Source organism: Pantoea phyllosphaerae (genome assembly GCF_051025595.1).
Lineage (GTDB): Bacteria > Pseudomonadota > Gammaproteobacteria > Enterobacterales > Enterobacteriaceae > Pantoea.
Window position 1 is genome coordinate 1 of sequence record NZ_JBPFDE010000013.1, and the last position, 25,244, is coordinate 25,244.

Here is a 25,244-nt window from a genome sequence, read left to right on the forward strand (position 1 = left end):
ATATTTTTTAAGCCCGGAGGCTTTTGATATCTGCTCTCGAGTGCCCACACAGATTGTCTGATAAATTGTTAAAGAGCATGCCGCGATTATTCAGCGGCGCGGGCTGCGTATATTACGCTTTCCGCTTTATCAGTCAAGCATTTATTTTTGCTTTCCTGACGATTCGAACCTTGTCGAACCTTACTTAACACCGCATTCCGTAAGCCGTTGTGCCGTGTCAGTGGAGGCGCATTATAGGGAGTTCTTCAGGGCTGACAAGCGCTAATTTCAAATTAATTTCTGAGTGCCGATTTTTTCAGCAAAACCACCCTAAACTGCCACTTTTTCCAGCGACGGGAAGCCATAACGCTGTAAAACTGGCGATAATTGCAGCGCTTCGCCGTTGAGATCGGTACAAAACGCGCAGTTCGCCTGAGAGGAGTGTGCGCCAGGCGATTCATGCTCCAGCAGCCAGGCGGTACGACGCGCTATTGCCGCGCCCGAATCAATTAATCGCGTGCCTTCGGGCAAGACCTGCTGCAGCTCTTCGCGCAGTAAAGGAAAGTGCGTGCAGCCCAGCACCACCGTGTCCGGCGGTTCAGCCATACGTAGCCAGGGCTGGACGGTGCGTTGCACATCCTCTAGCGCGATAGTCTGACCATGCAACTTCTGTTCGGCCAGCTCCACCAGCTCCGCCGAGCCCAGCATAGTAATCCGGCATGAGGTGGCAAACTGCGCCACCAGATCGTGCGTATAAGGACGCCGCACCGTCGCGCGCGTCGCCAGCAGCCCGACCACGCCGTTGCGCGTCAGGCGCGCCGCGGGCTTAATCGCCGGCACAACGCCCACAACGGGAAAGCCGAAGCGTGCGCGCAGCGCTGGCAAGGAGACCGTGCTGGCGGTATTACAGGCAATGATGCAAAGCGAAAGTGGATGACGGCTGGCAATCGCGCCGACGATATCGACAACGCGCTCGACAATATACTCTTCGCTCTTCTCCCCATAAGGAAAACCGGCGTTGTCGAAAGCATAAAGATAGTGCAGATCCGGCAGGAGCTGCCGGACCTCATCATAAACGGAGAGCCCACCCACGCCGGAGTCAAACACCAGCACGGTGGGGCGCAGATCAGAAGCTGTAGCTGGCGCTGAGGTAATACTCCGTTCCTGGAGTTCGATAGCCATACGCTGTCTCGTAATCTTTATCAAACAGGTTGGCAATTCTACCACGAACCGTCAGCTGAGATGTGACCGGATACGACGCGGCGAGATCCCACAAACTGACGCCGCCCAGTTTAACACGACGGGTAGGATAGCTGTTGTAGTCGTTATCAAAGCGATCGCCGAGATAGTGATACGTCACCGACCAGTCGAGGTGATAAAGCGTCCAGTCGAGTTGATACTTCACCTGCTGTTTAGCGCGGCGCACCAGCTGTTGATCCGTTTCGCCGTCGCGCGCGTCAACGTAGTCATAGGCGATCTGATGCCCCAGCGGGCCGGTATCAAATGACGCGGTCGCCTCGATGCCTTTAATACGCGCCTTGCTGGTGTTGTAGTAGCGATAGGTATTCGGATCGCTGTCAATCAGGTTATCAATGTCGTTGCGATAACCGGATACCCGCCAGTTAACCGCTCCTGTCAGCCCTTCAAAGCCCCCTTCCCACTGCTTGCTCTTTTCGGGATTGAGGTCCGGGTTGCCATAGCCAGGACTATAAATCTGCGACAGGTTAGGCGCCTTAAAGGCGGTGCCATACGAGGCGAAGACACGGTAGCCTGAAATAAACTCCCAGGACGCGGCGCTTTGCCAGGTGTTGTGCCAGCCGAACTGGTTATTGTCGTCGCCGCGCAGCGCGCCTTCCAGCGTCACGCTGCCAAACTGCTGCTGCCCGGTGAGATAGAGGCCGGTGTTACGCTGCTCATAACCGTCCGCCAGGTAGTTGGTGCCTGGTTCGGTGGTCTCTTTCTGCCAGTCGATACCGCCGCTAATCGCGCCCTGGCCAACCTGCACGGTATTGCCCCACTGCAAATTGTACTGAGTGACGTCGTCAAAGGTCGATGCGGCGCCGTAGCGGCCGTTACGCGGATCGTAGTTGATATCTTTAGTGCGGCTATAGCTGGCGATCAGCTGCGTCGAATAGCTTTCCCGGTTGAAGCGCAGGCCGCTGTCCCAGGTCTGGCTGTAGAGCTGACGCGTATCGGCCACACCGATAACGTTAAAATCCCTGTCGTAGGTCCAGGATCCATCATAGGCGGTGCGGTTGTCGAAACCATAGCCGCGCACAAATCCGCTCAGCTCATCGCTGAACTGGTGCTCGAGGTTGCCATAGAGGGTCTTGCTCATAAACCCGTCTCTGTCGCCCTGCGCCGGGCCATAGTCGTTAGGATAGCCTGCGCCAACGTCGAAGCCGCGGGTATAGGTGTAGTTGCCGGCCAGCGTCAGTTTTGTGGCGTCGCCCAGCATCTGCTGTGTCGAACCTTCCCAGGACTGATAGCCTTTCGAACCAACGCCTGCGGTGAGCGTGGTGCCAGGCTGCGCACGGCCGGTAATAATATTCACTACACCGCCAATAGCGTCCGATCCATAAACCGCCGAGCGCGCGCCGCGGATATATTCGATACGCTGCACCAGCGAAAGCGGGATTTGGCTAAGGTCAGACGACCCGGAGATGCCCGCCTGATTAAGGCGAATGCCGTCAATCAGGATCAGCACGTGGCTGGAATTGGTGCCGCGAATAAACAGCGAGCTGCTCTGTCCCAGGCCGCCGTTCTGCGCCACGTCGACGCCAGGCAGACGACGCATCACATCAGTCAGGCTTTTCGCCTGCCAGCGGTCGATCTCGGCGCGCGTCACCACCGTGGTGGGCGCCAGCACCGAGGAGGCCGGCTGGGCGAAACGGTTGGCGGTAACAACTTGCGTATCATCATTAGCCCGAGCGAAACCAGGTTGCGCCCAGAGAGCAAGCGCCGTTGCGCTAAACGCGAACAGCGAAGCGGAGTATTTTTTCATTGTTATGAGCATCCAAAAGACGAAACAGGATGCCGCAGGTATACGATCGATAGCACGCGATGACCGTACGAGTTGCGACGTCACGCCGGCAGGTCTTCGGGCTGGGAATCATTAAGTGGCGAAGACTTCCCATCCCGCTGGACAGTGTCTGCAAGGCGATCGCCACGACATTCCTTACCGCTGCGCGTCAGCTCCAGATTCGCACTGGATTCCCTATTAACTCAGGCTGAGGCCGGCGCAGGCAGTCTACAGGAGTCGTAATGGAAGTCCAGACAGCCATACTGACCAGCGTGCGCAGGACTGGACAATGCCAGGTGAATGCCTACAATCGCCCGGCAAGTTTGCTATTAACCAGGATCGAACATGACACCCGAACATCTCCCGACCGAACAGTACGACGCGCAACTGGCCGAGAAAGTCAGCCGTTTACAAACGATGATGACGCCATTCGCCGCGCCTGAAGCGGAGGTGTTTCGCTCGCCGGTCAGCCACTATCGGATGCGCGCAGAGTTTCGCCTCTGGCATGATGGCGACGATCTTTACCACATCATTTTCGATCAGGCGACGCGCGAACGCATTCGCGTTGATCGCTTTCCCGCCGCCAGCGAACTGATCAATGCGGTGATGCCAGAGATGATCGCGGCGATCCGCGATAACCGCGTGCTGCGCCATAAGCTGTTTCAGATTGACTACCTCTCGACGATGAGCGATGAGATCGTTATCTCGCTGCTCTACCACCGCAAGCTGGAAGCGGACTGGGTAGACGCGGCAAGCGCCCTGCGCGACGCGCTGCGCGCCAAAGGTTATAAGGCACAGCTGATAGGCCGCGCCACGAAAACCAAAATTTGCCTCGACCGCGACTTTATCGACGAGCGCCTGCCGGTAGCGGGCCGCGAGATGATCTACCGTCAGGTAGAGAACAGCTTTACGCAGCCCAACGCGGCGATGAACATTCAGATGCTAGAGTGGGCGCTGGACGTCACCCGCGGTTCGCGCGGCGACCTGCTGGAACTCTACTGCGGCAACGGCAACTTTTCGCTGGCGCTGGCGCGCAATTTCCGCCGCGTGCTGGCGACCGAAATCGCCAAGCCGTCAGTGGCGGCGGCGCAGTTCAATATCGAGGCCAACCAGATCGATAACGTGCAGATTATCCGTATGGCGGCGGAAGAGTTTACCCAGGCGATGAACGGCGTGCGCAGCTTTAACCGCTTACAGGGCATCGATTTGAAGAGCTATGAGTGCGAAACCATTTTTGTCGATCCGCCGCGTAGCGGGCTGGATGATGAGACGGTAAAAATGGTGCAGGCCTATCCGCACATCCTTTATATCTCATGCAACCCCGAGACGCTGTGCAACAATCTGCAGACGCTGGCGCAGACGCATGAGGTTTCACGCCTGGCGCTGTTCGATCAGTTCCCCTATACGCACCATATGGAGTGCGGCGTGTGGCTGACGCGCAAAGACGGATAACAGCTTGCAGATTAGCGTAAAAAGCAGGTGATGCGGACGGCAGAGTAAAACGTCGGGACAAAAGCGCCGGAACGTTTTGAACAATGCGTAGCGTTGTCCCCTTTGCGGACGCACCTCAGGGATGAGGTGCGTACTACGCGGGCCGAGCGAGCATAAATGCGTTAAGGGACGTGGCGATCCGTCCCCACCGCCTGCGTCGACACGATCAGCAAACGGCAAAACGGGAACCTCAGGTTCCCGTTCTTATTTATTAGTCGTTATTCTTACGACGCTTCATCTTCACGCCGATCCAGAACACCAGCGCCACCATCAGCAGCGTTGGAATAAAGTTGGAGCCGATATCCGGATACTCGGCGCGCACCAGCGCGCTATACACCAGAATGCCCAGCAGGAAAAACGCTGCCGCTAGTCCCGGCATGCCATCCGGCATATTGCGGTTTAAATAGCGCTGATGCAGGCTCCAGACCGCAAGCCCCAGTGCGATAAGCGGAAAGATAGAAAAAGGCACAAAGGCGCTGAACAGCACGGAAAATGAGCCGTTAATCGCTAAACCGGTAATAAAAGCCAGCAGCAGCGTGCCTTTGTCGCGGGAAGACGGTTGTGTCATGGCATTATCCTTATCATTTACTCTTCGGGTTTTTCCAGGGTGACCGCCAGACGCTCCTGCTCGCGGCGATACCAGTAATAGGCGCCTTTAGCGATCATGCGCAGCTGCAGTACCAGGCGATCTTCAAGCTTGCGACGCTGCTCAATATCCACATCCAGCGCTTCCGCGCCTGCGCTAAAGACAATCGTCACCATCGCTTCCGCCTGCGCCTCGGTAAAGCTGCGCGGCATGCGGTTTTCGACTTCAAGGTAGTCCGCCAGTTCGGCGATAAAATGCTGGATTTCACGCGCCACGGCGGCACGAAAGGCGGCAGAGGTGCCGGAACGTTCGCGCAGCAGCAGCCGAAACGCGTTGGGATTATTGCCGATAAATTCCATAAAGGTGGAAACCGACGTTTTAATGATGCTGCCGCCTTTGGCGATGCGCTGACGTGCCTGACGCATTAGCTGACGCAGCATCAGGCCGCTCTCATCGACCATGGTCAGACCAAGCTCATCAACATCTTTAAAATGACGATAAAAAGAGGTGGGCGCAATACCGGCCTCCCTGGCGACCTCACGCAGACTCAAACTGGTAAAGCTGCGCTCGGCGCTGAGCTGGCTAAATGCCGCCTCTATCAGCGTACGCCTTGTACGTTCTTTTTGTTGCGCTCTGACGCCCATTCTCTCTGCCTTGTGACGAGTTAAGAGGGCACTATAACAAAATTTTCAGCGTACACAGGCCAAAGTTTGTGACTGCCTGTGAACCTCACGCTTTGTCAAACCGTGGGGAATTTCACTGTTAGAATTCAGATGTGCGCGGCGAGATGTTAGAATCTCGTTGTAAAAATGTATAGAAAATAGGACGTACTGGTATGCAAAAGTCTTACGATTACGATGCCATCGTGATTGGCTCCGGTCCTGGAGGTGAAGGTGCAGCCATGGGCCTGGTAAAGCAGGGAGCGCGCATCGCAGTGATCGAACGCTACCATAACATCGGCGGCGGTTGTACCCACTGGGGCACCATTCCCTCCAAAGCGCTTCGCCATGCAGTCAGTCGCATTATCGAATTCAACCAAAACCCGCTTTACAGCGACCATACTCGCCTGCTGCGCTCTTCGTTCGCTGACATCCTGAACCACACGGAGAATGTCATCAGCCAGCAGACTGCGATGCGTCAGGGCTTTTATGAGCGCAACCGCTGCGAACTGTTTCAGGGCAACGCCCATTTCATCGATGCTAACACCATCGAAGTCGAGCATTACGATGGTACGCGCGAGCGCCTGACGGCGGAAAAATTCGTTATCGCCTGCGGTTCCCGTCCTTACCATCCGGCGGATGTCGATTTTACCCACCCGCGCATTTATGATTCCGACTCCATTCTTAACCTGCATCATGAACCAGGCCACGTCATTATCTATGGCGCAGGCGTCATCGGCTGCGAGTATGCGTCGATTTTCCGCGGCCTGAACGTCAAGGTCGATCTGATCAACACCCGTGACCGTTTGCTGGCGTTTCTCGATCAGGAGATGTCCGATTCGCTCTCCTATCACTTCTGGAACAGCGGCGTCGTTATCCGCCACAACGAAGAGTTCGAGAAAATCGAAGGCGTTGAAGACGGCGTGATTATGCACCTGAAGTCGGGCAAAAAAGTGAAAGCGGACTGCCTGCTCTATGCCAACGGCCGAACCGGCAACACCGATTCGCTGGCGCTGGAAAATGTTGGACTGGAGGCGGACGGACGCGGCTTGCTGAAGGTAAACAGCATGTATCAGACCGCGCAGCCGCACATCTATGCGGTGGGCGATGTCATCGGCTATCCGAGCCTGGCGTCAGCCGCCTACGATCAGGGCCGCATCGCCGCCCAGGCAATAATCAAAGGCGAAGCCAGCGCGCACCTGGTGGAAGATATCCCTACCGGTATCTATACCATTCCGGAAATCAGCTCGGTGGGCAAAACCGAACAGCAGCTGACGGCGATGAAGGTTCCTTATGAGGTGGGCCGCGCGCAGTTTAAGCATCTGGCACGCGCGCAGATTGTCGGCATGAACGTGGGCAGCCTGAAGATTCTGTTCCACCGCGAAACCAAAGAGATTTTGGGCATTCACTGCTTTGGTGAGCGCGCGGCGGAAATCATTCATATCGGCCAGGCGATTATGGAGCAGAAAAACGGCGGTAATACCATTGAGTACTTCGTGAATACCACCTTCAACTACCCCACCATGGCCGAAGCCTATCGCGTGGCCGCGCTGAACGGCCTAAACCGCCTGTTTTAACGTGGTGTTGAGATAGCCCTGCATATGCGTGCGAATCGCTTCTGCCAGCTGCTCATAGCGGCTGCGCAGAGGCGAACCAGGACGATAAACCAGCGCGATGGTGCGCTGCGGCACAGGCTTATAGCACGGCAGATAGCAGACGCCATCGCGCACGCGCTCCTGCGGCACCGCCAGCGCAGGCAGCAGCGTGATACCGCTTCCGGCCGCCACCATATTGCGTAGCGTCTCCAGGCTTGTGGCGCGGAAATGCGTATCTTCGTCAGCACCCGCTTCAAAGCAGAAACCCATCGCCTGATCGCGCAGGCAGTGACCATCTTCCAGCATCAGCAGCTTTTCCCCCGCCAAATCGGACATGGGCACGCGATCGCGATCGTGCCAGGGATGATCCTGATAGATCGCCAGCTTCATCGGCTCGTCAAACAGCGGCACCTCAATGAAGGCTTCGCTCTCTTTTACCAGCGCCAGAATTGCACAGTCGAGCTTGCCGCTGTCGAGCTGGGCCAGCAGCTGCTGCGTCTGAGCCTCGTGCAGATACATCTCTAGCTTGGGGAAAGTCTGATGCAGCATAGGAATGATTTGCGGCAGCAGATAAGGACCGGTCGTCGGGATCAGGCCAATATGCAGCGGGCCGGACATCGCTTCGCCCTGTTGGCTCGCCATCTCTTTTAAGACTTTAACTTCCCGCAGTACGGTGCGCGCCTGATCGACCAGCAGCAAACCCGCCTGGGTGAACAACACTTTACGGCTGGTTCGCTCCAGCAGCATCACGCCCAGCTCATCTTCCAGCTTGCGGATCTGTCCGCTCAGCGTCGGCTGGCTGACGTGGCACGCATCTGCCGCGCGGCGGAAGTGGCGATGCTCGGCAAGCGAAACCAGGTATTCAAGATCGCGAATGTTCATTGTTATCCTCCAGACCACGATAGCCCGTGGCGATAGATAGGATAGCAATGAACGATTAGCCCTATCAAGCAATGATCAGAATAATGCACGCATCAAATTCAGGCGCTCCTTTTGAGCGTTCTGAGGCCGACGCCCTGCTGCCCTTTTTAACGTTTGAATTCAACGTGCAGGCGTCCATCTCTCTTTACCAGGCTGGCTGCCCGACCAGCCCCAAAACAGACAGATGCTGACTGGGAACAATATGTTGTTTGAAGAGATTGTAATGGGTCAGGATGTTACCTCTGCCAGCCTGCTTGCCGTATCGGGCCGCGCTACGGTGTCGTCGGTTTTTATCGGCGGCAGAGAGAATCTGGAGCAGTACCCGCTATCAGCGTAAACGAATCACTGTGTCAGCCGGAGCGCTGGCCCTCTGATGATGTGCCTAAAATAAAATGAAATTCCGAAGCTAGAGGTTAGCGGGCAATTATTGCCCGCCTTTTTTTGCGCGTGGTTTGCGCGAAACCCTGCCTGACTGATGCAGCAAGAGCGCAGCGTTTCTCACCGATAAAACCTGTCTGAAATAATGGCCCTTCAGAAGAACCTTTCTCTCTTCCCTTAAAGCGTTCCAGCCTGGATAACCGTAATCAGGCATGACCTGATCAGCACCAAAAAACGTATTTAATATTCCATTCCTCTTTCACTCTCTTTCTTACCGTCGTTAACACTCCGCAATTAAATAGCAACTCATAAAAAGCGCCATACGTTTGTTATCGCTACTGCCGTAAAAATAGTAAATATACTATATACCCTGAGAAGATATTTTATTATTGTGCCTTCGCGTTACAGAAACCGCTTTTATATCGGCGGTTTCCCTCTGGAAAATGCAACTATATAACTCTTTAAAGGGAAAAATCATGCGCACATTATCACTCGAAGAAATGAACGCGGTAAGCGGTGCTGACTGGGCTGGTGCACTGATGGGGCTGGTTGATGGAGCGGCTACCGGTATGGCTATTGGGGGTAAATGGGGAGGGGCTGGCGGCCTTCTGGCTGGCGCAGTTTCTCAGCTGGTTGGCATTATTGTGCCTACCATAATGGGCGGCCTGATGGGCTTTGTTGCTGGCGCAGCAACTGACGTTGAAACTGTAGGCGCGCTAATTGCCAATTACCGTGAAACTTTCGGTCCAGGTGATGTCAACCACGGCACCCTTGCTTAAACAATATTAATAATAAAGGGCAAGCTTATCTTATAAAAGTGATAATCTTGCCCTTCTTTATCCATTTAGGCTCGCTGGAGAGGAAATGGCTTTGAGAATATTAACTTTGGCTGAACAGCCCTGTGTTAGCGGAGCGGCAGAAGTTACCACAGAAGTCTGGACATATTTAGACCAGGTTCTGAGCAATACGCTGGATGGCTTTTCTACAGGCATGGCTATTGGCGGCAGATGGGGAGGCGCAGGAGGCATTATTTTTGGTGCTGTCTCTCAATTAGTTGGATTAGCTATTCCAGGCATAATGGGCGGCGTGCTGGGTCTGGTCAGTGGCGTCACCCTGGGGTATGAAGCGACAAGTCAGTTGCTAACTGACTATCGTGAAAAATTTGGCACTGAATAAACCGATTTTATACCTGTAGTCAGGCGCATTAAAGAAAGCGGGAACAGCCAACAGGTTATTACAGCTGGCAACGCATTCGCATTGCCAGCTGACTTATCTTACAAAAGACGTTTTTTTGCCTCTTCGATAGCAAACGCCACCTGCTGAGGCGCAACGCCGCCTTTGGCATTCCGTTTTTCCAGGCAGGAGTGCAGCGCCAGAATGGCGTAAACGTCCTCTTCAATCGCCGCGCTAAACTGCTTTAGCTGCGCCAGCGACAGCGCTTCCAGCGCCACGCCCTGTTTGATCGCTTCCACCACCGCTTCGCCAACGATATGGTGCGCTTCGCGGAAGGGCACGCCCTTCGCCACCAGATAGTCAGCCAGCTCGGTTGAGTTGGCGTAGCCCTGCTCCGCCGCTTCCTGGCAGCGCGGGCGTTTCACCTGAATGCCGTCCAGCACCAGCGCCGACATATGCAGACAGTCGAGCCAGGTATCGAGCGCGTCAAACAGGCCCTCTTTATCTTCCTGCATATCTTTGTTGTAAGCGAGCGGCAGCCCTTTCAGCGTCATCATCATGCCGGTCAGCGCGCCCTGCACGCGGCCGCATTTGCCGCGGATCAGCTCTAGCGCGTCCGGGTTTTTCTTTTGCGGCATTAGCGATGAGCCGGACGTCACCTTGTCGGAGAGCTCAACGAAGCCCGCTTCACCGGTATTGAAAAAGATTAAGTCTTCGGCGAAGCGCGACAGATGCACCATGCCGATAGAGGCGTCAGCCAGCAGCTCCAGCACGTGGTCGCGATCGGACACGGTGTCCAGGCTGTTGCGCGTAGCGGAAGCAAAGCCCAGCCAGCCGGCCAGCTGGTCGCGATCGATGGCGTAGGCGGTGCCCGCCAGCGCGCCGCAGCCGAGCGGGCTGACGTCGAGACGCTTGAGCGTATCCTGCAGGCGGCTTTCATCGCGCGCCAGCATTTCCACATAGGCCAGACACCAGTGCGCGAAGGTTACCGGCTGCGCGCGCTGCAGATGGGTATAGCCCGGCATCACCGCATCCTGATTGGCTTCGGCGGTCGCCGTCAGCGCCTGCTGCAGTTCGCGCGTGGCGCCCAGCAGCGCCTCAACCTGCGCTTTACACCAGAGTTTAAGATCGGTCGCAACCTGATCGTTGCGGCTGCGGCCGGTATGCAGCTTTTTGCCTAGCGCGCCGACTTTCTCGATCAGCTTGCCTTCAACCCAGCTGTGAATATCTTCGGCATCGCTTTGCAGAATCTGTTCCGGATCCGCCTGCACCTCGGCCAGCAGCGCATTCAGCGCCTGCTCCAGCTGCTGCTGCTCGTCGGCGCTCAGTACATTGACCGTCACCAGCGCTTTGGACCAGGCGATAGAGCCGACAATATCCTGCTCCGCCAGACGATAGTCGAAGCGCAGCGAGTCGTTAAACTGTTTGAAACGTTGGTCTGCTGCCTGGGTAAAACGTCCGCCCCAAAGTGCCATGTGAAACTCCTTCAATCCTTAAAGCAGAGGCGGCCCGAAGCCGCCTCTGCGAAATCTGGTCAGGCGAGGCGCGCGCCTCGCCGGTTATTACTTCTTCTGCTCGTTCAGGGCGCGAATGCGCGAAGAGAGCGAGAACAGGCGGATAAAGCCGCCTGCGTGACGGTGATCGTAAACCTCGTCTTCGCCGAAGGTGGCGAACTCTTCTGAGTAGAGGCTGTTGGAAGAGCGCTTCTGGATCGCCGTCGCCTGGCCTTTATAGAGCTGCAGCACCACTTCGCCGTTAACCTCTTCAGCCAGCGACTCGGCAGCAGCCTGGATTGACTTACGCAGCGGCGCGAACCAGCGGCCGTCGTAAACCACATAAGACATCTCATGGCCCAGCTGTTCGCGCCATTTAAAGCTGTCGCGATCCAGCACCAGCTGCTCAACCGCGCGCAGCGCGTTCACCATAATGGTGCCGCCGGGGGTTTCGTAGCAGCCGCGCGACTTAATGCCGACCAGACGGTTTTCCACGATGTCGATACGGCCAACGCCGTGCTTCGCGCCGATAGCGTTAAGCGCTTCCAGACACTGGAACGGGCTCAGTCTTTCACCGTTAACGGCCACCACGCGGCCTTTTTCCACGGTAACGGTGACGTTTTCCGGCTGATCCGGCGCTTCCAGCGGATCCACGGTCCACACCCAGCAATCTTTGTTCGGCGCATTAGCCGGGCTTTCCAGCACGCCGCCTTCGGTCGAGATATGCCAGGCGTTCTCGTCGCGGCTGTAGATTTTTTCCAGCGACGCGGTGGTCGGAATGTTACGCGCTTTCAGATAGTCCAGCAGCGCTTCGCGCGAACGCAGGTTCCATTCACGCCACGGGGCCACCACTTTCAGCTGCGGCGCCAGCGCAGTGTAGGTGGTTTCGAAACGCACCTGATCGTTGCCCTTGCCGGTCGCGCCGTGGCACAGCGCATCCGCGCCGACTTTCAGCGCCAGTTCAACCTGCGCTTTGGCGATAATCGGACGCGCCATTGAAGTGCCCAGCAGATAAGTGCCTTCATAAAGCGCGCCGGTCTGCAGCACCGGGTAAACGTAGTCGCTAATAAATTCTTCACGCAAATCGACCACGTGGCACTCGGAAGCGCCGGACTGCAGCGCTTTCTTCTCCACGCCTTCCAGATCGCTACGCTCCTGGCCGATATCCGCCACGAACGCCACGACCTCACAGCCGCCGTAGTTCTCTTTCAGCCACGGAATGATGGCGGAAGTATCCAGGCCGCCGGAATAGGCCAGTACGATTTTTTTGATATTTTGCGTGCTCATGTCGTTATCCTAAATCTAAGTCGTTAAGCGAGGATCCGGGTGCCGATCGACACGCCGTTAAACAGGTCAGGCAGTTGCTCCGCGTGGCGCCAGCTGGCGATATCCACCGGACGGCCCAGCGTGCGCGCCGCGTCGAGCGCCGCGTGCACTTTTACAATCATGCCATCGGTAATGATGCCTTGCGCGATTAGCTGCTCGGCTTTGGCGGCCGTCATCTCTTCGATGCGCTGGCCTTTGCCGTCGAGGATGCCGCTCACGTCGGAGAGCAGCACCAGATCGGCGCCCAGCGTAGCCGCCAGCGCGGTCGCCGCCTGATCGGCGTTGACGTTCATCAGTGCGCCGCCGTCTGTGATGCCGATAGAGCTGACGATCGGCATATAGCCCGCGGCCAGCAGCGTGTTAACCAGCGCCGGATCGCCCGGCTCGGCGTGGCCAACGTGTCCCAGCTCTTCATCGAACTGCGCCACGTTCACCAGGTCTGCGTCACCCAGGCTCAGCCCGACCGCCTTGATGCCGTGCTTTTTCGCCCAGGCAAGCAGGGTTTTGTTGGCAGTGCCCGCCAGCGCGCCGGTGATAATGTCGATCTGATCGGCAGGCGTCACGCGCAGGCCGTTCTTCTTCTTCACCGGCAGCGACAGCTTTTTCATCAGCTCGTCGACCACGCAGCCGCCGCCGTGAACGATCAGCAGCGGACGCTGATGGGCGCTGCGATAGGCCAGCAGCGCGTCGAACAGGCGCGCCAGCGCCTCTTCGCTGTCGAGCAGCACGCCGCCCAGTTTGATAATTAATGGCGTTGTCATAGGAAATGCGTCCTTGTCCGTTAAATCAGCGACTGCGTTTCAGGGAAGCCGAAGCGAATATTCATACACTGCACCGCCTGTGACGCGGCGCCTTTTAGCAGGTTATCTTCCGCCGCGACGACGATCAGATGCTCGCCCTGCACCGCGAAGCCGATATCACAGAACGGCTGGCCGATAACCGCCTTCAGTGCCGGCACGCCCTGCTCATAGACGCGCACCAGCGGCTTGTCGTGATAGGCGCTGTGGAATGCCGCCGCCACGTCGTCGTGCGTGACGCCCGCCTTCAGGCGGCAGGTAATGGTCGCCAGAATGCCGCGCGGGAAGTTGCCGAGGTGCGGCGTAAAAATCACCGGCGCGCCGAGGTGCGCGACGATCTCCGGGTGATGACGATGATTGAACAGGCCGTAAGGCTGCAGGCTCACTTCGCAGAAGCTGGTGGCGACGCTCGCTTTCCGTCCCGCGCCGCTTACGCCGCTGGTGGCGTTGATCACCGGCCACTGGTCGGCGTTAAGCAGATCGCCTGCGATCAGCGGCTTCAGCGCCAGCTGCGCCGCAGTGGGATAGCAGCCCGGCACCGCCACCAGCTGCGCCTCTTTGACCTGCGCGTGGTTCCACTCCGCCAGGCCGTAGACCGCTTTATCGAGCCAGTCGCCGTGCTGATGGGTAAAGCCATAATAGCGCTGATAAAAATCGTCGTCGTTAACGCGGAACGCGCCAGAGAGATCAAACACCACGCAGCCGGCTTTCAGGAATTCCGGGGCCAGATCGTGACTGACTTCGTGCGCCGTCGCCAGAAACACCACATCGACTTTATCCGCCCACTCGGCCGCGCTGCTCAGCGGCTGCAGCGGCAGATCCACCACGCCTTTCAGCTGCGGATGCAGATCCGACAGAGGCTTTCCAGCATCCGGGCTTTGCGCTGAAACCGCCAAAGCGGTTATGTTCATATGTGGATGGCGATGGATGAAGGTAGCGAGCTCTACGCCAGCGTAACCACTGGCACCAACGATCAGCGTATTCAACATCAGGCTGTAACCCTTTTTACAGTCACACGTTCCGGGTCGCGGCGTTGCCCCGTTGCCCACGATGCCGTTTGCGAAGGATTTCTGCTTCCCAGCCAAGCGGCGTTAATGTATTTTTATTCACTATTAATGCATGAATATTGATACATCCTAACTCAAGGACCGTCAACAGTGAAGACAAAATTACCGCCTTTTATCGAACTCTACCGCCAGCTGATTGCCACTCCGACCATCAGCGCAACCGATGCGGCGCTCGATCAGAGCAATGAAACTTTAATCAATTTGCTGGCAGGCTGGTTTCGCGATCTGGGCTTCAGCGTCGAGGTGCAGCCCGTGCCCGGTACGCGCCATAAATTCAATATGCTGGCGCGCAGCGGCAGCGGCGCTGGCGGCCTGCTGCTGGCGGGTCACACCGACACGGTGCCGTTCGACGACGGGCGCTGGACGCGCGATCCCTTTACCCTGACGGAGCATGACAACAAGCTCTACGGCCTGGGCACCGCCGACATGAAAGGCTTCTTCGCCTTTATTCTCGACACGCTGCGCGACGTGGACGTCAGCAAACTGAGTAAGCCGCTCTATATTCTCGCCACCGCCGATGAAGAAACCACCATGGCAGGCGCTAAGTACTTCTCTGAAACGGCGAGCATTCGCCCGGACTGCGCCATTATCGGCGAGCCGACCTCGCTGAAGCCGGTACGCGCGCACAAAGGCCATCTCTCCCACGTGATTCGCGTGCAGGGCCAGTCGGGCCACTCCAGCGATCCGGCGCGCGGCGTTAACGCTATCGAACTGATGCATGATGCCATCGGTCACCTGATGCAGCTGCGTAACACCCTGAAAGAGCGCTATCACCACGACGGCTTCGCCATTCCCTATCCGACCATGAACTTTGGCCATATTCACGGTGGCGACGCGGCAAACCGCATCTGTGCCTGCTGCGAGCTGCATATGGATATTCGTCCCCTGCCAGGCCTGTCGCTAAATGACCTGGAAGGGCTGTTAAACGACTCGCTGGCGCCGGTCAGCGCACGCTGGCCGGGACGCCTCACCGTCGGCGAGCTGCATCCGCCGATCCCGGGCTACGAATGTCCGGTTAATCACGAGCTGGTCGCCGTAGTGGAGAAACTCCTCGGCACGCCGACTGAGGTGGTGAACTACTGCACCGAGGCGCCGTTCATCCAGGCGCTGTGCCCGACACTGGTGCTGGGCCCGGGATCGATCAACCAGGCGCATCAGCCGGATGAATTTATCGATACCGCATTTATTAAGCCCACTCGCGACTTAATCGCACAGGTTGTTCAGCACTTTTGCCAATGATTCGCAATAAACAGGGCAATTCACTGTTAAGAAAGTAAATTTCCTGATCTCTGCGCGGGATTTGTTGATAAGAATAACTTATCCCGCTTCTTTTAAATTAAAATCTTTGAATTTCCGTCAGTTAGGCGGCTGTTACCGGCCGCTTATGCGCATTGACGCCGCCCGGTTTACGTGGCTAGATAAAAGGCGATGTTATGCCCGGTGGGTGATTACTCATGCAGTTTCTGCGCGATTGCAGGCTGTGGGTGTAGAAGTTTACAAAGACGATAAGGGTGTCAGGGTCACATGAACGAACAATATTCCGCAATGCGAAGTAATGTCAGTATGCTCGGCAAACTGCTCGGGGATACGATCAAGGATGCACTAGGAGAGAACATCCTCGACCGGGTGGAGACCATCCGCAAACTCTCAAAGTCATCCCGCGCAGGAAATGACACGCATCGCAAGGAACTGCTTAACACGCTGCAAAACCTGTCGAACGACGAGCTGCTGCCGGTAGCGCGCGCCTTTAGCCAGTTTCTTAACCTGACCAACGTCGCCGAACAGTATCAGACCATTTCACGCAGCGGTGACGGTGCGAACCATCCCGAACTGCTGAAGACCACCTTTGATCGTCTTAAACAACAGCCCGACGTCAGCGAAAGCGCCATCCGTGAAGCCATTGAATCGCTGTCGCTGGAGCTGGTGCTGACGGCGCATCCGACGGAGATCACCCGCCGCACCCTGATCCACAAGCTGGGCGAGGTCAATAGCTGCCTACAGCAGCTCGATCACAGCGACATCTCCGACTATGAGCGCAATCAGATTATGCGCCGCCTGCGTCAGCTGGTGGCGCAGGCGTGGCACACTGACGAAATCCGCAAGTATCGTCCGACACCGATCGACGAGGCCAAATGGGGTTTCGCCGTGGTAGAGAACAGCCTGTGGGAAGGCGTGCCCGCCTTTCTGCGCGAGCTGAATGAACAGGTTGAAGAGGCGTTCGGCGTGAAGCTGCCGGTGGACTTCGTGCCGGTGAAATTTACCTCATGGATGGGCGGCGATCGCGACGGCAACCCGAACGTGACCGCCACGGTCACGCGCCACGCCATGCAGCTCAGCCGCTGGAAAGCCGCTGACCTCTTTCTGCGCGATATTGGTGTGCTGATCTCTGAACTCTCAATGTCCGAATGCAGCGAAGAGGTGCGCGAGCTGTGCGGCGATCCTGAAGCCATTGAGCCTTATCGCGTCATCCTGAAACGGATGCGCAGCCAGCTGATGAATACCCAGGCTTACCTTGAGCGCCGCCTGAAGGGCGAGCGGCTGCCGCGCCCCGCCGATCTGCTGGTCTCTAACGATCAGCTCTGGACGCCGCTTTACGCTATCTATCAGTCGCTGCAACAGTGCGGCATGGGCATTATTGCCAATGGGCAGCTGCTGGACACGCTGCGCCGCGTGAAATGCTTCGGCGTGCCGCTGGTGCGCATCGATCTGCGCCAGGAGAGCACGCGCCACACCGAAGCGATCGCCGAAGTCACCCGCTATCTGGGTCTTGGCGACTACGAAAGCTGGTCGGAAGCGGATAAACAGGCCTTCCTGGTGCGCGAGCTTAACTCCAAACGTCCGCTGCTGCCGCGCCACTGGGAGCCGAGCGACGAGACGCGCGAAGTGCTGGAAACCTGCCGCGTCGCCGCCGAAGCGCCGCAGGGCTCTATCGCCGCCTACGTTATCTCAATGGCGAAGACGCCGTCCGACGTGCTGGCGGTGCATCTGCTGCTGAAAGAGGCGGGCATCACCTTCGCGATGCCGGTAGCGCCGCTGTTCGAAACCCTCGACGACCTCAACAACGCCAACGACGTCATGAGCCAGCTGCTGAATATCGACTGGTATCGCGGCTTTATTCAGGGCAAGCAGATGGTGATGATTGGCTATTCCGACTCGGCGAAAGACGCCGGCGTGATGGCCGCAAGCTGGGCGCAGTATCAGGCGCAGGACGCGCTGATCAAAACCTGCGAGAAAGCCGGCATCGCCCTGACGCTGTTCCACGGACGTGGTGGCAGCATCGGCCGCGGCGGCGCGCCTGCACACGCGGCGCTGCTCTCTCAGCCGCCGGGCAGCCTGAAAGGCGGCCTGCGCGTGACTGAACAGGGCGAGATGATCCGCTTTAAATATGGCCTGCCGGAAGTCACCATCGCCAGCCTGTCGCTCTACACCGGCGCAATTTTGGAAGCAAACCTGCTGCCGCCGCCGGAACCGAAAAAAGAGTGGCACAGCATTATGGACCAGCTCTCACAGCACTCCTGCGCCATGTATCGCGGCTACGTGCGTGAAAATCCCGACTTCGTACCCTACTTCCGCTCCGCCACGCCGGAACAGGAGCTGGGCAAGCTGCCGCTCGGCTCGCGTCCGGCGAAACGACGCCCGACCGGTGGCGTCGAGTCGCTGCGCGCCATTCCCTGGATTTTCGCCTGGACGCAGAACCGCCTGATGCTGCCCGCCTGGCTCGGCGCAGGCGCGGCGCTGCAAAAAGCGATGGACGAGGGCCATCAGGATCAGCTCGAAGCGATGTGCCGCGACTGGCCATTCTTCTCGACGCGATTAGGCATGCTGGAGATGGTATTCGCCAAAGCTGACCTGTGGCTGGCGGAATATTACGATCAGCGTCTGGTAGACACCACGCTGTGGCCGCTGGGCAAACAGCTGCGCGACCAGCTTGACGCCGACATTAAAGCGGTGCTGACCATCGCCAACGACGCACATCTGATGGCGGATCAGCCCTGGATCGCCGAGTCGATCGCGCTGCGTAACGTCTACACCGATCCGCTCAACGTGCTGCAGGCGGAGCTGCTGCAGCGTTCGCGCGCGCAGGAAGCGCGCGGCGAAGAGGTCGATCCGCGCGTCGAGCAGGCGCTGATGGTGACCATCGCGGGCGTCGCGGCAGGCATGCGTAATACCGGTTAATCCTTCCGACCCTTCCGGGCAGGCAACTGCCCGGCTACCGCGCTTGCTGGCGTTGTGCCTGAGCGCTACTTTGCTCTATTCTTTAGGACCATTCCTCGGTTATCCACATTCTCATTTACAGGAGTTGCCCTTATGGCATCAGGAATTTCTCGCATCTGGATGCGTACCGGCATGTTGCTCGGCGCCGCGTTGCTGGTGCTTAACCTCACCGCGTGCGGCGACAAAGAGGGCGACCAGCGCAAGGCCTTTATCGACTTTCTGCAAAACACCGTCATGCGCAGCGGCGAACATCTGCCGAGCCTGAGCGAAAGCCAGAAGCAGAATTTTGGTAAATTCGCGGGCGACTACGCCATTCTTTACGGCTTCTCCCAGCAGGTGAATAAGGCGATCGATCAGGGCATGCGTCCAGTGGTCGATGAGCTGTCGGCCATCCGCGTGCCGCAGGACTACCTGACACGCCGCGACGCGCTGCGCCAGGCGAACGGCGCGCTGGTGATTGTCACGCAGCAGCTTGAGAGCGCCAAAATGCAGGCGGACAGCAGCAAAGCCTCGCTTAAGCAGGAGGAGGATCTGAAAAAGGTCTATGACGCCGCTTACGACAAAGTGGTCACGCAGCCAGCAAATCAGCTGGTGCCGCTGCTGCCGAAGCTACAGGCGCTAAGCCAGGGCGCGGCGCAGGCGGGCGACTTCCTGCAGCAGCAGGGGCAGCGCGTCAGCTTCAACAATGGTGCCGTTCAGTTCCCGACCCCCGATCAGGTCACGCAATATAATGCGCTGATGAGCACGATCTCCGCCAACGCGCAGGCGTTAACGCAGGCGCAGACCGCCGTTCAGAACGGCTTGCAGTAATCTCTCTTCCGAGACAAGCCGCCGCGCTTGTCTCGGCCTTTCCGCTGTTGCTTCCTTTCAGACTATCGCCAGCCGGAGAAACGCACCGACAGGAGTGTGATCTGGCGCATTTTCGACCAAAAATACTTTGTGATCGCAGTCACATATATGAAACAAACAGAACCGATCTAAATGTGATATCAGTCACATTAACCCCTGTTTTGTGGTGAAAAAATAGTCTTTGTGACTTTTTTACACCGCTATTATGTGATCTGAATCACTAAAACAGCCCCTACCCCCACCTTTATCAGGTGACATGGATCACACTTAAGCCACCCGCTACGCAGCGTCATATTCGCGTGCTAGAGTCCGCCTGCATACAGTAATAGCAACGGCTCGCCGCCGTGCTGGCTTAACAAAAACAAACGCGCTCTCTTATTGCAGCGCGTCTCGATAAGGGGTGGTTTTATGTCCTCATCAGTCAAGGTCAAGGTTCAAAGCTTTGGTCGCTTTCTGAGTAATATGGTGATGCCTAACATCGGTGCGTTTATCGCCTGGGGTATCATCACCGCGCTGTTCATCCCGACCGGATGGATTCCTAACGAGACGCTGGCGAAGCTGGTCGGCCCGATGATCACCTACCTGCTGCCGCTGCTGATCGGTTTCACCGGTGGACGTCTGGTTGGCGGCGATCGCGGCGGCGTGGTCGGCGCGATCACCACCATGGGCGTCATCGTCGGCGCCGATATGCCGATGTTCCTTGGCTCGATGATTGCCGGTCCGCTGGGCGGCTGGGCGATCAAATCTTTCGACCGCGCCGTTGACGGCAAAATCAAAAGCGGCTTCGAAATGCTGGTCAACAACTTCTCCGCCGGCATTATCGGCATGTTGCTGGCGCTGCTGGCGTTTCTGGCTATCGGTCCGCTGGTGGAAGGTCTGTCGCATATCCTCGCCGCAGGCGTTAACCTGATGGTGCAGAACAACCTGCTGCCGCTGACCTCGATTTTCGTTGAACCGGCGAAAATCCTGTTCCTCAACAACGCTATTAACCACGGCATCTTCTCGCCGCTGGGCATTCAGCAGGCAAGCGAAGCGGGCAAGTCGATCTTCTTCCTGATCGAGGCGAACCCGGGCCCGGGCATGGGCGTGCTGGTGGCCTATATGATCTTTGGCCGCGGCAGCGCTAAACAGTCTGCGGGCGGCGCAGCGATCATCCACTTCCTGGGCGGTATTCACGAAATCTACTTCCCGTACGTGCTGATGGCGCCGCGTCTGCTGCTGGCGGTGATTCTGGGCGGCATGACCGGCGTCTTTACCCTGACGCTGCTTAATGGCGGTCTGGTTTCTCCCGCCTCTCCGGGCTCAATTCTGGCGGTACTGGCGATGACGCCAAAAGGCGCCTACTTCGCCAATATTGCGGCGATTGTTGCAGCCTTTGCGGTCTCCTTCGTGATCTCCTCTATCCTGCTGAAAACCAGCAAAGTCAAAGAGGAAGAGGATATTGAAGCGGCGACCAAACGCATGCATGACATGAAAGCGCAGTCGAAAGGCCAGGCCGTCGCGGGCGCGCCGGTCGTCGCCGACGCCAGCAGCGTTGACGTCAGCCACGTGCGTAAAATCATCGTCGCCTGCGACGCCGGTATGGGCTCCAGCGCGATGGGCGCGGGCGTGCTGCGCAAGAAAGTGCAGGATGCGGGCCTCACGAACGTGTCCGTTACCAACAGCGCGATTAACTCGCTGCCGGGCGACGTCGATCTGGTGATTACCCATCGCGACCTCACCGAGCGCGCGATGCGTCAGGCTCCTCAGGCGCAGCATATCTCCCTGAACAACTTCCTCGATAGCGCGCTTTATACCAACCTCACCGATCGCCTGGTCGCGGCGAATCGCAGCGAAGCGCACCGTGAAGTCGTACAGACCGCGCTGGCGGACAGCTACGATACCAGCAACCCGCACCTGTTTAAGCTGGGCGCGGACAACGTCTTCCTCGGCCTGAGCGCCAGCAACAAAGAGCAGGCGATCCGCTTTGCCGGCGAGCAGCTGGTGAAAGGCGGCTACGTTCAGCCGGAATATGTTGAAGCGATGCTGGCGCGCGAAAAACTCACCCCGACCTATCTCGGCGAGTCGATCGCCGTGCCGCACGGTACGGTGGAAGCGAAAGATCGCGTATTGAAAACCGGCGTGGTGTTCTGTCAGTATCCGCAGGGCGTGCTGTTTGGCGACGATGCGGATGACGTTGCCCGCCTGGTTATCGGCATCGCGGCCCGCAACAATGAGCATATCCAGGTGATCACCAGCCTGACCAACGCGCTGGACGACGAGAGCGTGATTGAGAAGCTGGCGCACACCACCAGCGTGCAGGAAGTGCTGGATCTGCTGTCGGGCAGCCCGGCGACTGCTTAAACGTCCTGCGTGAATTTCCCTGGGGCGGGTAAGCCCGTCCCGATTTCCGGGGCGGGCGTGCCCGCCCCATCGTCATTTGATATGGGTCAATATTATGAAAGCGTTACATTTTGGAGCAGGTAATATCGGTCGCGGCTTTATTGGCAAGCTGCTGGCGGATGCAGGCATTGAAATGGTGTTCGCCGATGTTAACCAGGTGGTGCTGGATGCACTGAACGCACGTCATGAATATCCAGTACAGGTGGTTGGCGAGCAGGCGAAAGTGGAAATGGTGAAGGGCGTCAGCGCCGTTAACAGCACCAGCGACGATATTATTGCGCTGGTGGCGAAGGTCGATATGGTGACTACCGCCGTCGGCCCGCAAATCCTGGAGCGCATCGCAGGCAGCGTGGCAAAGGGTCTGGCAAAACGCCATGACGATAACAATACCCAGCCGCTGAATATTATCGCCTGTGAAAATATGGTGCGCGGCACCAGCCAACTGAAGCAGCACGTGCTGAACGCGCTGCCGGAGCAGCATCACGCCTGGGTTGAGCAGCACGTCGGCTTCGTCGACTCTGCCGTGGACCGCATCGTGCCGCCGTCCGAAGCGGGCAGCAACGATCCGCTGGAGGTCACCGTTGAAACCTTTAGCGAGTGGATTGTCGATAAAACCCAGTTCAAAGGCGAGCTGCCGACCATTGCGGGCATGGAGCTGACCGATAATCTGATGGCGTTCGTTGAGCGCAAGCTGTTTACCCTGAATACCGGGCATGCTATTACCGCCTATCTCGGTCAGCTCGCGGGACACCAGACCATTCGCGACGCCATCCTGGATGAGAAAATCCGCGCGGTGGTCAAAGGGGCAATGGAAGAGAGCGGCGCGGTATTAATCAAACGCTACGGTTTTGACGCCGACAAACATGCTGCTTACATTGAAAAAATCCTCGGCCGTTTCGAGAACCCTTACCTGAAAGATGACGTAGAGCGCGTTGGCCGTCAGCCGCTGCGTAAGCTGAGCGCGGGCGATCGCCTCATCAAACCCACGCTGGGCACGCTGGAGTATCAGTTGCCGAACACGCATCTGGTACAGGGCATTGCCGCCGCGATGCACTACCGCAGCGCGCAGGATCCGCAGGCGCAGGAGCTGGAAGCGCTGATTAACGAGAAAGGCCCGCAGGCGACGCTGGCACAGGTATCCGGCCTGGATGCCAACAGCGATGTGGTCGCGGCGGTGGTCAGCGCCTACAACGCGATGGCCTGACAGGCGCGTGTCCATCACGCACAAGCGGTACGGGCACGGCGACGCGGTGCCCGTTGGCGGTATCAGAATTTTGCAGGCGATAATGGAAGAGAAGCAAGCTTTTGAAAACCAGGTGCTTGAACGCCTGAACGCCGGACGCTCGGTGAGAAGCTTTCTGATCGCCGCCGTCGAGCTGTTGGCCGAAGCAGTCAATCTGCTGGTGCTGCAGGTGTTTCGCAAGGACGACTATGCGGTGAAGTATGCGGTTGAGCCGCTGCTGCTGGGCGGCGGCCCGCTCGGCGAGCTGCCGGTGCGCCTTAAGCTTATTTATGGGCTGGGGGTGATCAGCCGCCACGAGTATGAAGATTGCGAGCTGCTGCTGGCGCTGCGCGAAGAGCTGAACCACGATGGAAGTGACTACCGTTTTACCGACGATGAGATCCTTGGCCCGTTCGGCGAGCTGCACTGCGTAGCCGCCTGGCCGCCGAAACCGGATTTTCATCCTGATGACGTCGAGCTGCGCGCCATGCAGCAACAGCGCTATCTGCAAATGGTGCGCTCGACCATGGTGCTCTCGTTAACCGAGCTCATCTCGCGTATCAGCCTGAAACAGGCGTTCAAACGCCCAGGCGCCTGATAATCAGGCGCCCTGCTTTCTCGTCGCGCGCGAATTTGCGCCGCTTTTCGTGTATCCTCTGCCTGTTTTCCACAACGAGTTTTCGCCATGAAAGAGCAAGAAAAAGCCGAGATTAAACGTCTGAGCGACCAACTGGACGCCCTGAATCGCAAAGAGCCGCAACTGCTGGAAGCGGGCGACGCCGAGAAGCTGGGCGCGCTGCTGAAAGAAAAAGAGAAGCTGGTGACCGAGATTGAACGTCTGCGCGACAAGCGGGACGACAAGCTGAGCAAAGAGGCGCAAAAGCTGATGGATCTGCCGTTCAGCCGCGAGATCACCAAAAAAGAGCAGGCCGATATGGGTATGCTGAAGAAAAGCGTGCGCGGCCTGGTGGTCGTGCATCCCATGACCGCACTGGGCCGCGAAATGGGCCTGAAGGTCATGACCGGCTTCGCGAAGAAGCCGTTCTGAGTGCGGGATCAGGCGGCCGCATGATCCTCTTCGCGCTGGCCGACGGCAGCTGACACCTGCTGCGCCAGCGCATCCAGCAGTTCATAACGTCGCCGATACTCTGCGCGCTTCTTGCTGGCGATCTCCTCCAGCGCTTTGCGCGGCAGGCTAAGCGGCAGCTGATAAAGGTCATCTTTGCGCGCCTCGCCGCCCAGCGATGTCCAGAACTCGCTATAGCTGGCGAAGAAATAATCGCTTTTGCTGTGGCGATAGCGCAGGCTGCGGAACACATGCGTGGTATCGCCAACGGCGATAATCTTCTCTGCCGCGCAGCGTTGCGCCAGCATACAGACCACCTCCATAACCAGACGCTTAGGAAACAGCCCGTGCGCCGCTTTCGTCGCCTCGCGGATCACCTCGTTGGAGATATGTTTGCGCGGCCCCTGCAGGCCGCCGATCAGCAGAGTGCGCAGCCCCGCTTCCTTGATCAGCGAAAACGAGAGCGAGGCGATAGCTTCATTCTGATAGCGCAACACCAGCGTTATCTCCCCTTCACGATCGAAACGCCCTGGGCAGGAGAAGAGCTCGAACGTCTCGCTATTTTTCCCGCTCAGCGTCGCCAGTAAATTATCGCCGGGGCTTTGCAGCAGCTGACGTAATTTGCTGTTTTGCAACGCGGCAACCAGCTGATAGTGGTCCAGGATCGCCTGCGCGCGCGCCGCTACGCTGAACCCCGCGCGCAAATAGGGGCGATGCGGCTTCGCGGGTAACAGCCCCTGCACGCTCATCACCTGATACAAATCAGGCAGATGCGATAGCTGGTTTAAATAACGCAGCGTCGTCACGGGGAATGCCACCGTCCGCAGCGCGAACTTGAGGCGGAATTGTTTACTCAACCACAGTTTATTCGGAATATATTTTCCGCTGATTAACTGAAAAAACAGCGAAGCCGACGACTCGGCGGTCGGCGCAGGCGTAGTTATAATGGACATGATGTAACATTCTCTGGTGGAATGTTATTTAGCCTACCCGGATGAAATTCAACGAAAGGTTAATGCCTCG

22 protein-coding genes and 1 riboswitch are annotated in these 25,244 nt (G+C 57.7%); of the genes, 12 read left to right on the forward strand and 10 right to left on the reverse strand.

Annotated features, from left to right (window positions below):
* Positions 1 to 309: 309 nt before the first annotated feature.
* Together murI and btuB are read right to left on the reverse strand one after the other, a co-directional pair.
* Positions 310 to 1,161: a glutamate racemase gene (gene murI, locus ACR6A7_RS16295; RefSeq protein WP_434126094.1), complete on the reverse strand. Its 852-nt coding sequence runs from the start codon at positions 1,159 to 1,161 to the stop codon at positions 310 to 312.
* Entirely contained in the window at positions 1,106 to 2,983 is a 1,878-nt protein-coding gene (btuB, locus tag ACR6A7_RS16300; protein WP_434126096.1) for a TonB-dependent vitamin B12 receptor BtuB, read from the reverse strand. Before btuB ends, murI begins: the two co-directional genes overlap by 56 nt.
* A 70-nt stretch (positions 2,984 to 3,053) precedes the next feature.
* A riboswitch (cobalamin riboswitch) is annotated at positions 3,054 to 3,234 on the reverse strand.
* A gap of 112 nt (positions 3,235 to 3,346) precedes the next feature.
* Between btuB and trmA the strand changes: the two genes are divergently transcribed.
* The gene (gene trmA, locus ACR6A7_RS16305) at positions 3,347 to 4,453 is read left to right on the forward strand and encodes a tRNA (uridine(54)-C5)-methyltransferase TrmA (RefSeq protein ID WP_434126098.1); all 1,107 of its coding nucleotides are present in this window, start codon (positions 3,347 to 3,349) and stop codon (positions 4,451 to 4,453) included.
* A gap of 250 nt (positions 4,454 to 4,703) precedes the next feature.
* On the opposite strand, the gene ACR6A7_RS16310 is transcribed toward trmA, so the two are convergent.
* Positions 4,704 to 5,060 (reverse strand): YijD family membrane protein, encoded by a 357-nt coding sequence (locus ACR6A7_RS16310; protein WP_434126100.1) that lies wholly within the window; start codon positions 5,058 to 5,060, stop codon positions 4,704 to 4,706.
* 17 nt (positions 5,061 to 5,077) lie between these two features.
* Positions 5,078 to 5,722 carry an HTH-type transcriptional repressor FabR gene (gene fabR / locus ACR6A7_RS16315; RefSeq protein WP_434126101.1) on the reverse strand — a complete coding sequence of 215 codons (645 nt, stop codon included), beginning with the start codon at positions 5,720 to 5,722 and terminating at the stop codon, positions 5,078 to 5,080.
* Between the two features lie 191 nt (positions 5,723 to 5,913).
* Between fabR and sthA the strand changes: the two genes are divergently transcribed.
* Positions 5,914 to 7,314 (forward strand): Si-specific NAD(P)(+) transhydrogenase, encoded by a 1,401-nt coding sequence (gene sthA / locus ACR6A7_RS16320; protein WP_033755573.1) that lies wholly within the window; start codon positions 5,914 to 5,916, stop codon positions 7,312 to 7,314.
* On the opposite strand, the gene oxyR is transcribed toward sthA, so the two are convergent.
* Positions 7,297 to 8,214 carry a DNA-binding transcriptional regulator OxyR gene (gene oxyR / locus ACR6A7_RS16325; RefSeq protein WP_434126103.1) on the reverse strand — a complete coding sequence of 306 codons (918 nt, stop codon included), beginning with the start codon at positions 8,212 to 8,214 and terminating at the stop codon, positions 7,297 to 7,299. The two genes, sthA and oxyR, sit on opposite strands and share 18 nt — an antisense overlap.
* Positions 8,215 to 8,476: 262 nt before the next feature.
* On the opposite strand from oxyR, the gene ACR6A7_RS21140 reads away from it, so the two are divergent.
* The 3 genes from ACR6A7_RS21140 (at position 8,477) to ACR6A7_RS16335 (ending at position 9,807) form a co-directional block, all read left to right on the forward strand.
* Entirely contained in the window at positions 8,477 to 8,590 is a 114-nt protein-coding gene (locus ACR6A7_RS21140; RefSeq protein ID WP_491565905.1) for a thioredoxin domain-containing protein, read from the forward strand.
* 517 nt (positions 8,591 to 9,107) lie between these two features.
* Positions 9,108 to 9,410, forward strand: coding sequence for a DUF5862 family protein (locus ACR6A7_RS16330; RefSeq protein WP_434126105.1), 303 nt, complete (start codon positions 9,108 to 9,110; stop codon positions 9,408 to 9,410).
* Between the two features lie 85 nt (positions 9,411 to 9,495).
* Positions 9,496 to 9,807, forward strand: a complete 312-nt coding sequence (locus ACR6A7_RS16335) for a DUF5862 family protein (protein WP_434126107.1) — start codon at positions 9,496 to 9,498, stop codon at positions 9,805 to 9,807.
* Positions 9,808 to 9,905: 98 nt separating this feature from the next.
* Here the strand turns inward: ACR6A7_RS16335 and argH are convergent, their stop codons facing one another.
* The 4 genes from argH to argC all read right to left on the reverse strand — a co-directional run bounded on the left by argH (position 9,906) and on the right by argC (position 14,409).
* Entirely contained in the window at positions 9,906 to 11,279 is a 1,374-nt protein-coding gene (argH, locus tag ACR6A7_RS16340; RefSeq protein ID WP_434126108.1) for an argininosuccinate lyase, read from the reverse strand.
* 87 nt (positions 11,280 to 11,366) lie between these two features.
* On the reverse strand, positions 11,367 to 12,584 hold the full coding sequence (locus ACR6A7_RS16345; RefSeq protein ID WP_434126109.1) for an argininosuccinate synthase: 1,218 nt from the start codon (positions 12,582 to 12,584) through the stop codon (positions 11,367 to 11,369).
* A gap of 23 nt (positions 12,585 to 12,607) precedes the next feature.
* Positions 12,608 to 13,384 carry an acetylglutamate kinase gene (gene argB / locus ACR6A7_RS16350; protein WP_434126110.1) on the reverse strand — a complete coding sequence of 259 codons (777 nt, stop codon included), beginning with the start codon at positions 13,382 to 13,384 and terminating at the stop codon, positions 12,608 to 12,610.
* A 20-nt stretch (positions 13,385 to 13,404) separates the two neighbouring features.
* Positions 13,405 to 14,409, reverse strand: coding sequence for an N-acetyl-gamma-glutamyl-phosphate reductase (argC, locus tag ACR6A7_RS16355; protein ID WP_434126111.1), 1,005 nt, complete (start codon positions 14,407 to 14,409; stop codon positions 13,405 to 13,407).
* A 168-nt stretch (positions 14,410 to 14,577) separates the two neighbouring features.
* Here argC and argE point away from each other — a divergent pair, with 168 nt between their 5' ends.
* The 7 genes from argE to ACR6A7_RS16390 all read left to right on the forward strand — a co-directional run bounded on the left by argE (position 14,578) and on the right by ACR6A7_RS16390 (position 24,203).
* A complete protein-coding gene (argE, locus tag ACR6A7_RS16360; RefSeq protein WP_434126112.1) occupies positions 14,578 to 15,726 on the forward strand; it encodes an acetylornithine deacetylase in 1,149 nt (382 codons plus the stop codon).
* Positions 15,727 to 16,011: 285 nt separating this feature from the next.
* A complete protein-coding gene (gene ppc, locus ACR6A7_RS16365) occupies positions 16,012 to 18,663 on the forward strand; it encodes a phosphoenolpyruvate carboxylase (RefSeq protein WP_434126114.1) in 2,652 nt (883 codons plus the stop codon).
* A 132-nt stretch (positions 18,664 to 18,795) separates the two neighbouring features.
* Positions 18,796 to 19,512 (forward strand): DUF3053 domain-containing protein, encoded by a 717-nt coding sequence (locus ACR6A7_RS16370; RefSeq protein WP_434126115.1) that lies wholly within the window; start codon positions 18,796 to 18,798, stop codon positions 19,510 to 19,512.
* A 447-nt stretch (positions 19,513 to 19,959) separates the two neighbouring features.
* Positions 19,960 to 21,894 (forward strand): PTS mannitol transporter subunit IICBA, encoded by a 1,935-nt coding sequence (locus ACR6A7_RS16375; protein ID WP_434126117.1) that lies wholly within the window; start codon positions 19,960 to 19,962, stop codon positions 21,892 to 21,894.
* A gap of 94 nt (positions 21,895 to 21,988) precedes the next feature.
* Positions 21,989 to 23,137: a mannitol-1-phosphate 5-dehydrogenase gene (gene mtlD / locus ACR6A7_RS16380; protein ID WP_434126118.1), complete on the forward strand. Its 1,149-nt coding sequence runs from the start codon at positions 21,989 to 21,991 to the stop codon at positions 23,135 to 23,137.
* An 82-nt stretch (positions 23,138 to 23,219) separates the two neighbouring features.
* The gene (locus ACR6A7_RS16385; RefSeq protein WP_434126236.1) at positions 23,220 to 23,753 is read left to right on the forward strand and encodes an MltR family transcriptional regulator; all 534 of its coding nucleotides are present in this window, start codon (positions 23,220 to 23,222) and stop codon (positions 23,751 to 23,753) included.
* Positions 23,754 to 23,840: 87 nt separating this feature from the next.
* Positions 23,841 to 24,203, forward strand: a complete 363-nt coding sequence (locus ACR6A7_RS16390; protein ID WP_434126120.1) for a YibL family ribosome-associated protein — start codon at positions 23,841 to 23,843, stop codon at positions 24,201 to 24,203.
* An 8-nt stretch (positions 24,204 to 24,211) separates the two neighbouring features.
* Here the strand turns inward: ACR6A7_RS16390 and ACR6A7_RS16395 are convergent, their stop codons facing one another.
* Positions 24,212 to 25,174, reverse strand: a complete 963-nt coding sequence (locus tag ACR6A7_RS16395; RefSeq protein WP_434126121.1) for a VirK/YbjX family protein — start codon at positions 25,172 to 25,174, stop codon at positions 24,212 to 24,214.
* Between the last annotated feature and the right edge of the window lie 70 nt (positions 25,175 to 25,244).

What these genes read in the sequence shown, in the direction of transcription:
- ACR6A7_RS16395 (WP_434126121.1), bottom strand. Translation starts at nt 25,174, where the DNA reads ATGTCCATTATAACTACGCCTGCGCCGACCGCCGAGTCGTCGGCTTCG.
- ACR6A7_RS16385 (WP_434126236.1), top strand. Translation starts at nt 23,220, where the DNA reads ATGGAAGAGAAGCAAGCTTTTGAAAACCAGGTGCTTGAACGCCTGAAC.
- fabR (WP_434126101.1), bottom strand. Translation starts at nt 5,722, where the DNA reads ATGGGCGTCAGAGCGCAACAAAAAGAACGTACAAGGCGTACGCTGATA.
- ACR6A7_RS21140 (WP_491565905.1), top strand. Translation starts at nt 8,477, where the DNA reads ATGGGTCAGGATGTTACCTCTGCCAGCCTGCTTGCCGTATCGGGCCGC.
- trmA (WP_434126098.1), top strand. Translation starts at nt 3,347, where the DNA reads ATGACACCCGAACATCTCCCGACCGAACAGTACGACGCGCAACTGGCC.
- btuB (WP_434126096.1), bottom strand. Translation starts at nt 2,983, where the DNA reads ATGAAAAAATACTCCGCTTCGCTGTTCGCGTTTAGCGCAACGGCGCTT.
- ACR6A7_RS16375 (WP_434126117.1), top strand. Translation starts at nt 19,960, where the DNA reads ATGTCCTCATCAGTCAAGGTCAAGGTTCAAAGCTTTGGTCGCTTTCTG.
- murI (WP_434126094.1), bottom strand. Translation starts at nt 1,161, where the DNA reads ATGGCTATCGAACTCCAGGAACGGAGTATTACCTCAGCGCCAGCTACA.
- mtlD (WP_434126118.1), top strand. Translation starts at nt 21,989, where the DNA reads ATGAAAGCGTTACATTTTGGAGCAGGTAATATCGGTCGCGGCTTTATT.
- argH (WP_434126108.1), bottom strand. Translation starts at nt 11,279, where the DNA reads ATGGCACTTTGGGGCGGACGTTTTACCCAGGCAGCAGACCAACGTTTC.
- ACR6A7_RS16335 (WP_434126107.1), top strand. Translation starts at nt 9,496, where the DNA reads ATGGCTTTGAGAATATTAACTTTGGCTGAACAGCCCTGTGTTAGCGGA.
- ACR6A7_RS16390 (WP_434126120.1), top strand. Translation starts at nt 23,841, where the DNA reads ATGAAAGAGCAAGAAAAAGCCGAGATTAAACGTCTGAGCGACCAACTG.
- oxyR (WP_434126103.1), bottom strand. Translation starts at nt 8,214, where the DNA reads ATGAACATTCGCGATCTTGAATACCTGGTTTCGCTTGCCGAGCATCGC.
- sthA (WP_033755573.1), top strand. Translation starts at nt 5,914, where the DNA reads ATGCAAAAGTCTTACGATTACGATGCCATCGTGATTGGCTCCGGTCCT.
- ACR6A7_RS16330 (WP_434126105.1), top strand. Translation starts at nt 9,108, where the DNA reads ATGCGCACATTATCACTCGAAGAAATGAACGCGGTAAGCGGTGCTGAC.
- ACR6A7_RS16370 (WP_434126115.1), top strand. Translation starts at nt 18,796, where the DNA reads ATGGCATCAGGAATTTCTCGCATCTGGATGCGTACCGGCATGTTGCTC.
- ACR6A7_RS16310 (WP_434126100.1), bottom strand. Translation starts at nt 5,060, where the DNA reads ATGACACAACCGTCTTCCCGCGACAAAGGCACGCTGCTGCTGGCTTTT.
- argB (WP_434126110.1), bottom strand. Translation starts at nt 13,384, where the DNA reads ATGACAACGCCATTAATTATCAAACTGGGCGGCGTGCTGCTCGACAGC.
- ppc (WP_434126114.1), top strand. Translation starts at nt 16,012, where the DNA reads ATGAACGAACAATATTCCGCAATGCGAAGTAATGTCAGTATGCTCGGC.
- ACR6A7_RS16345 (WP_434126109.1), bottom strand. Translation starts at nt 12,584, where the DNA reads ATGAGCACGCAAAATATCAAAAAAATCGTACTGGCCTATTCCGGCGGC.
- argC (WP_434126111.1), bottom strand. Translation starts at nt 14,409, where the DNA reads ATGTTGAATACGCTGATCGTTGGTGCCAGTGGTTACGCTGGCGTAGAG.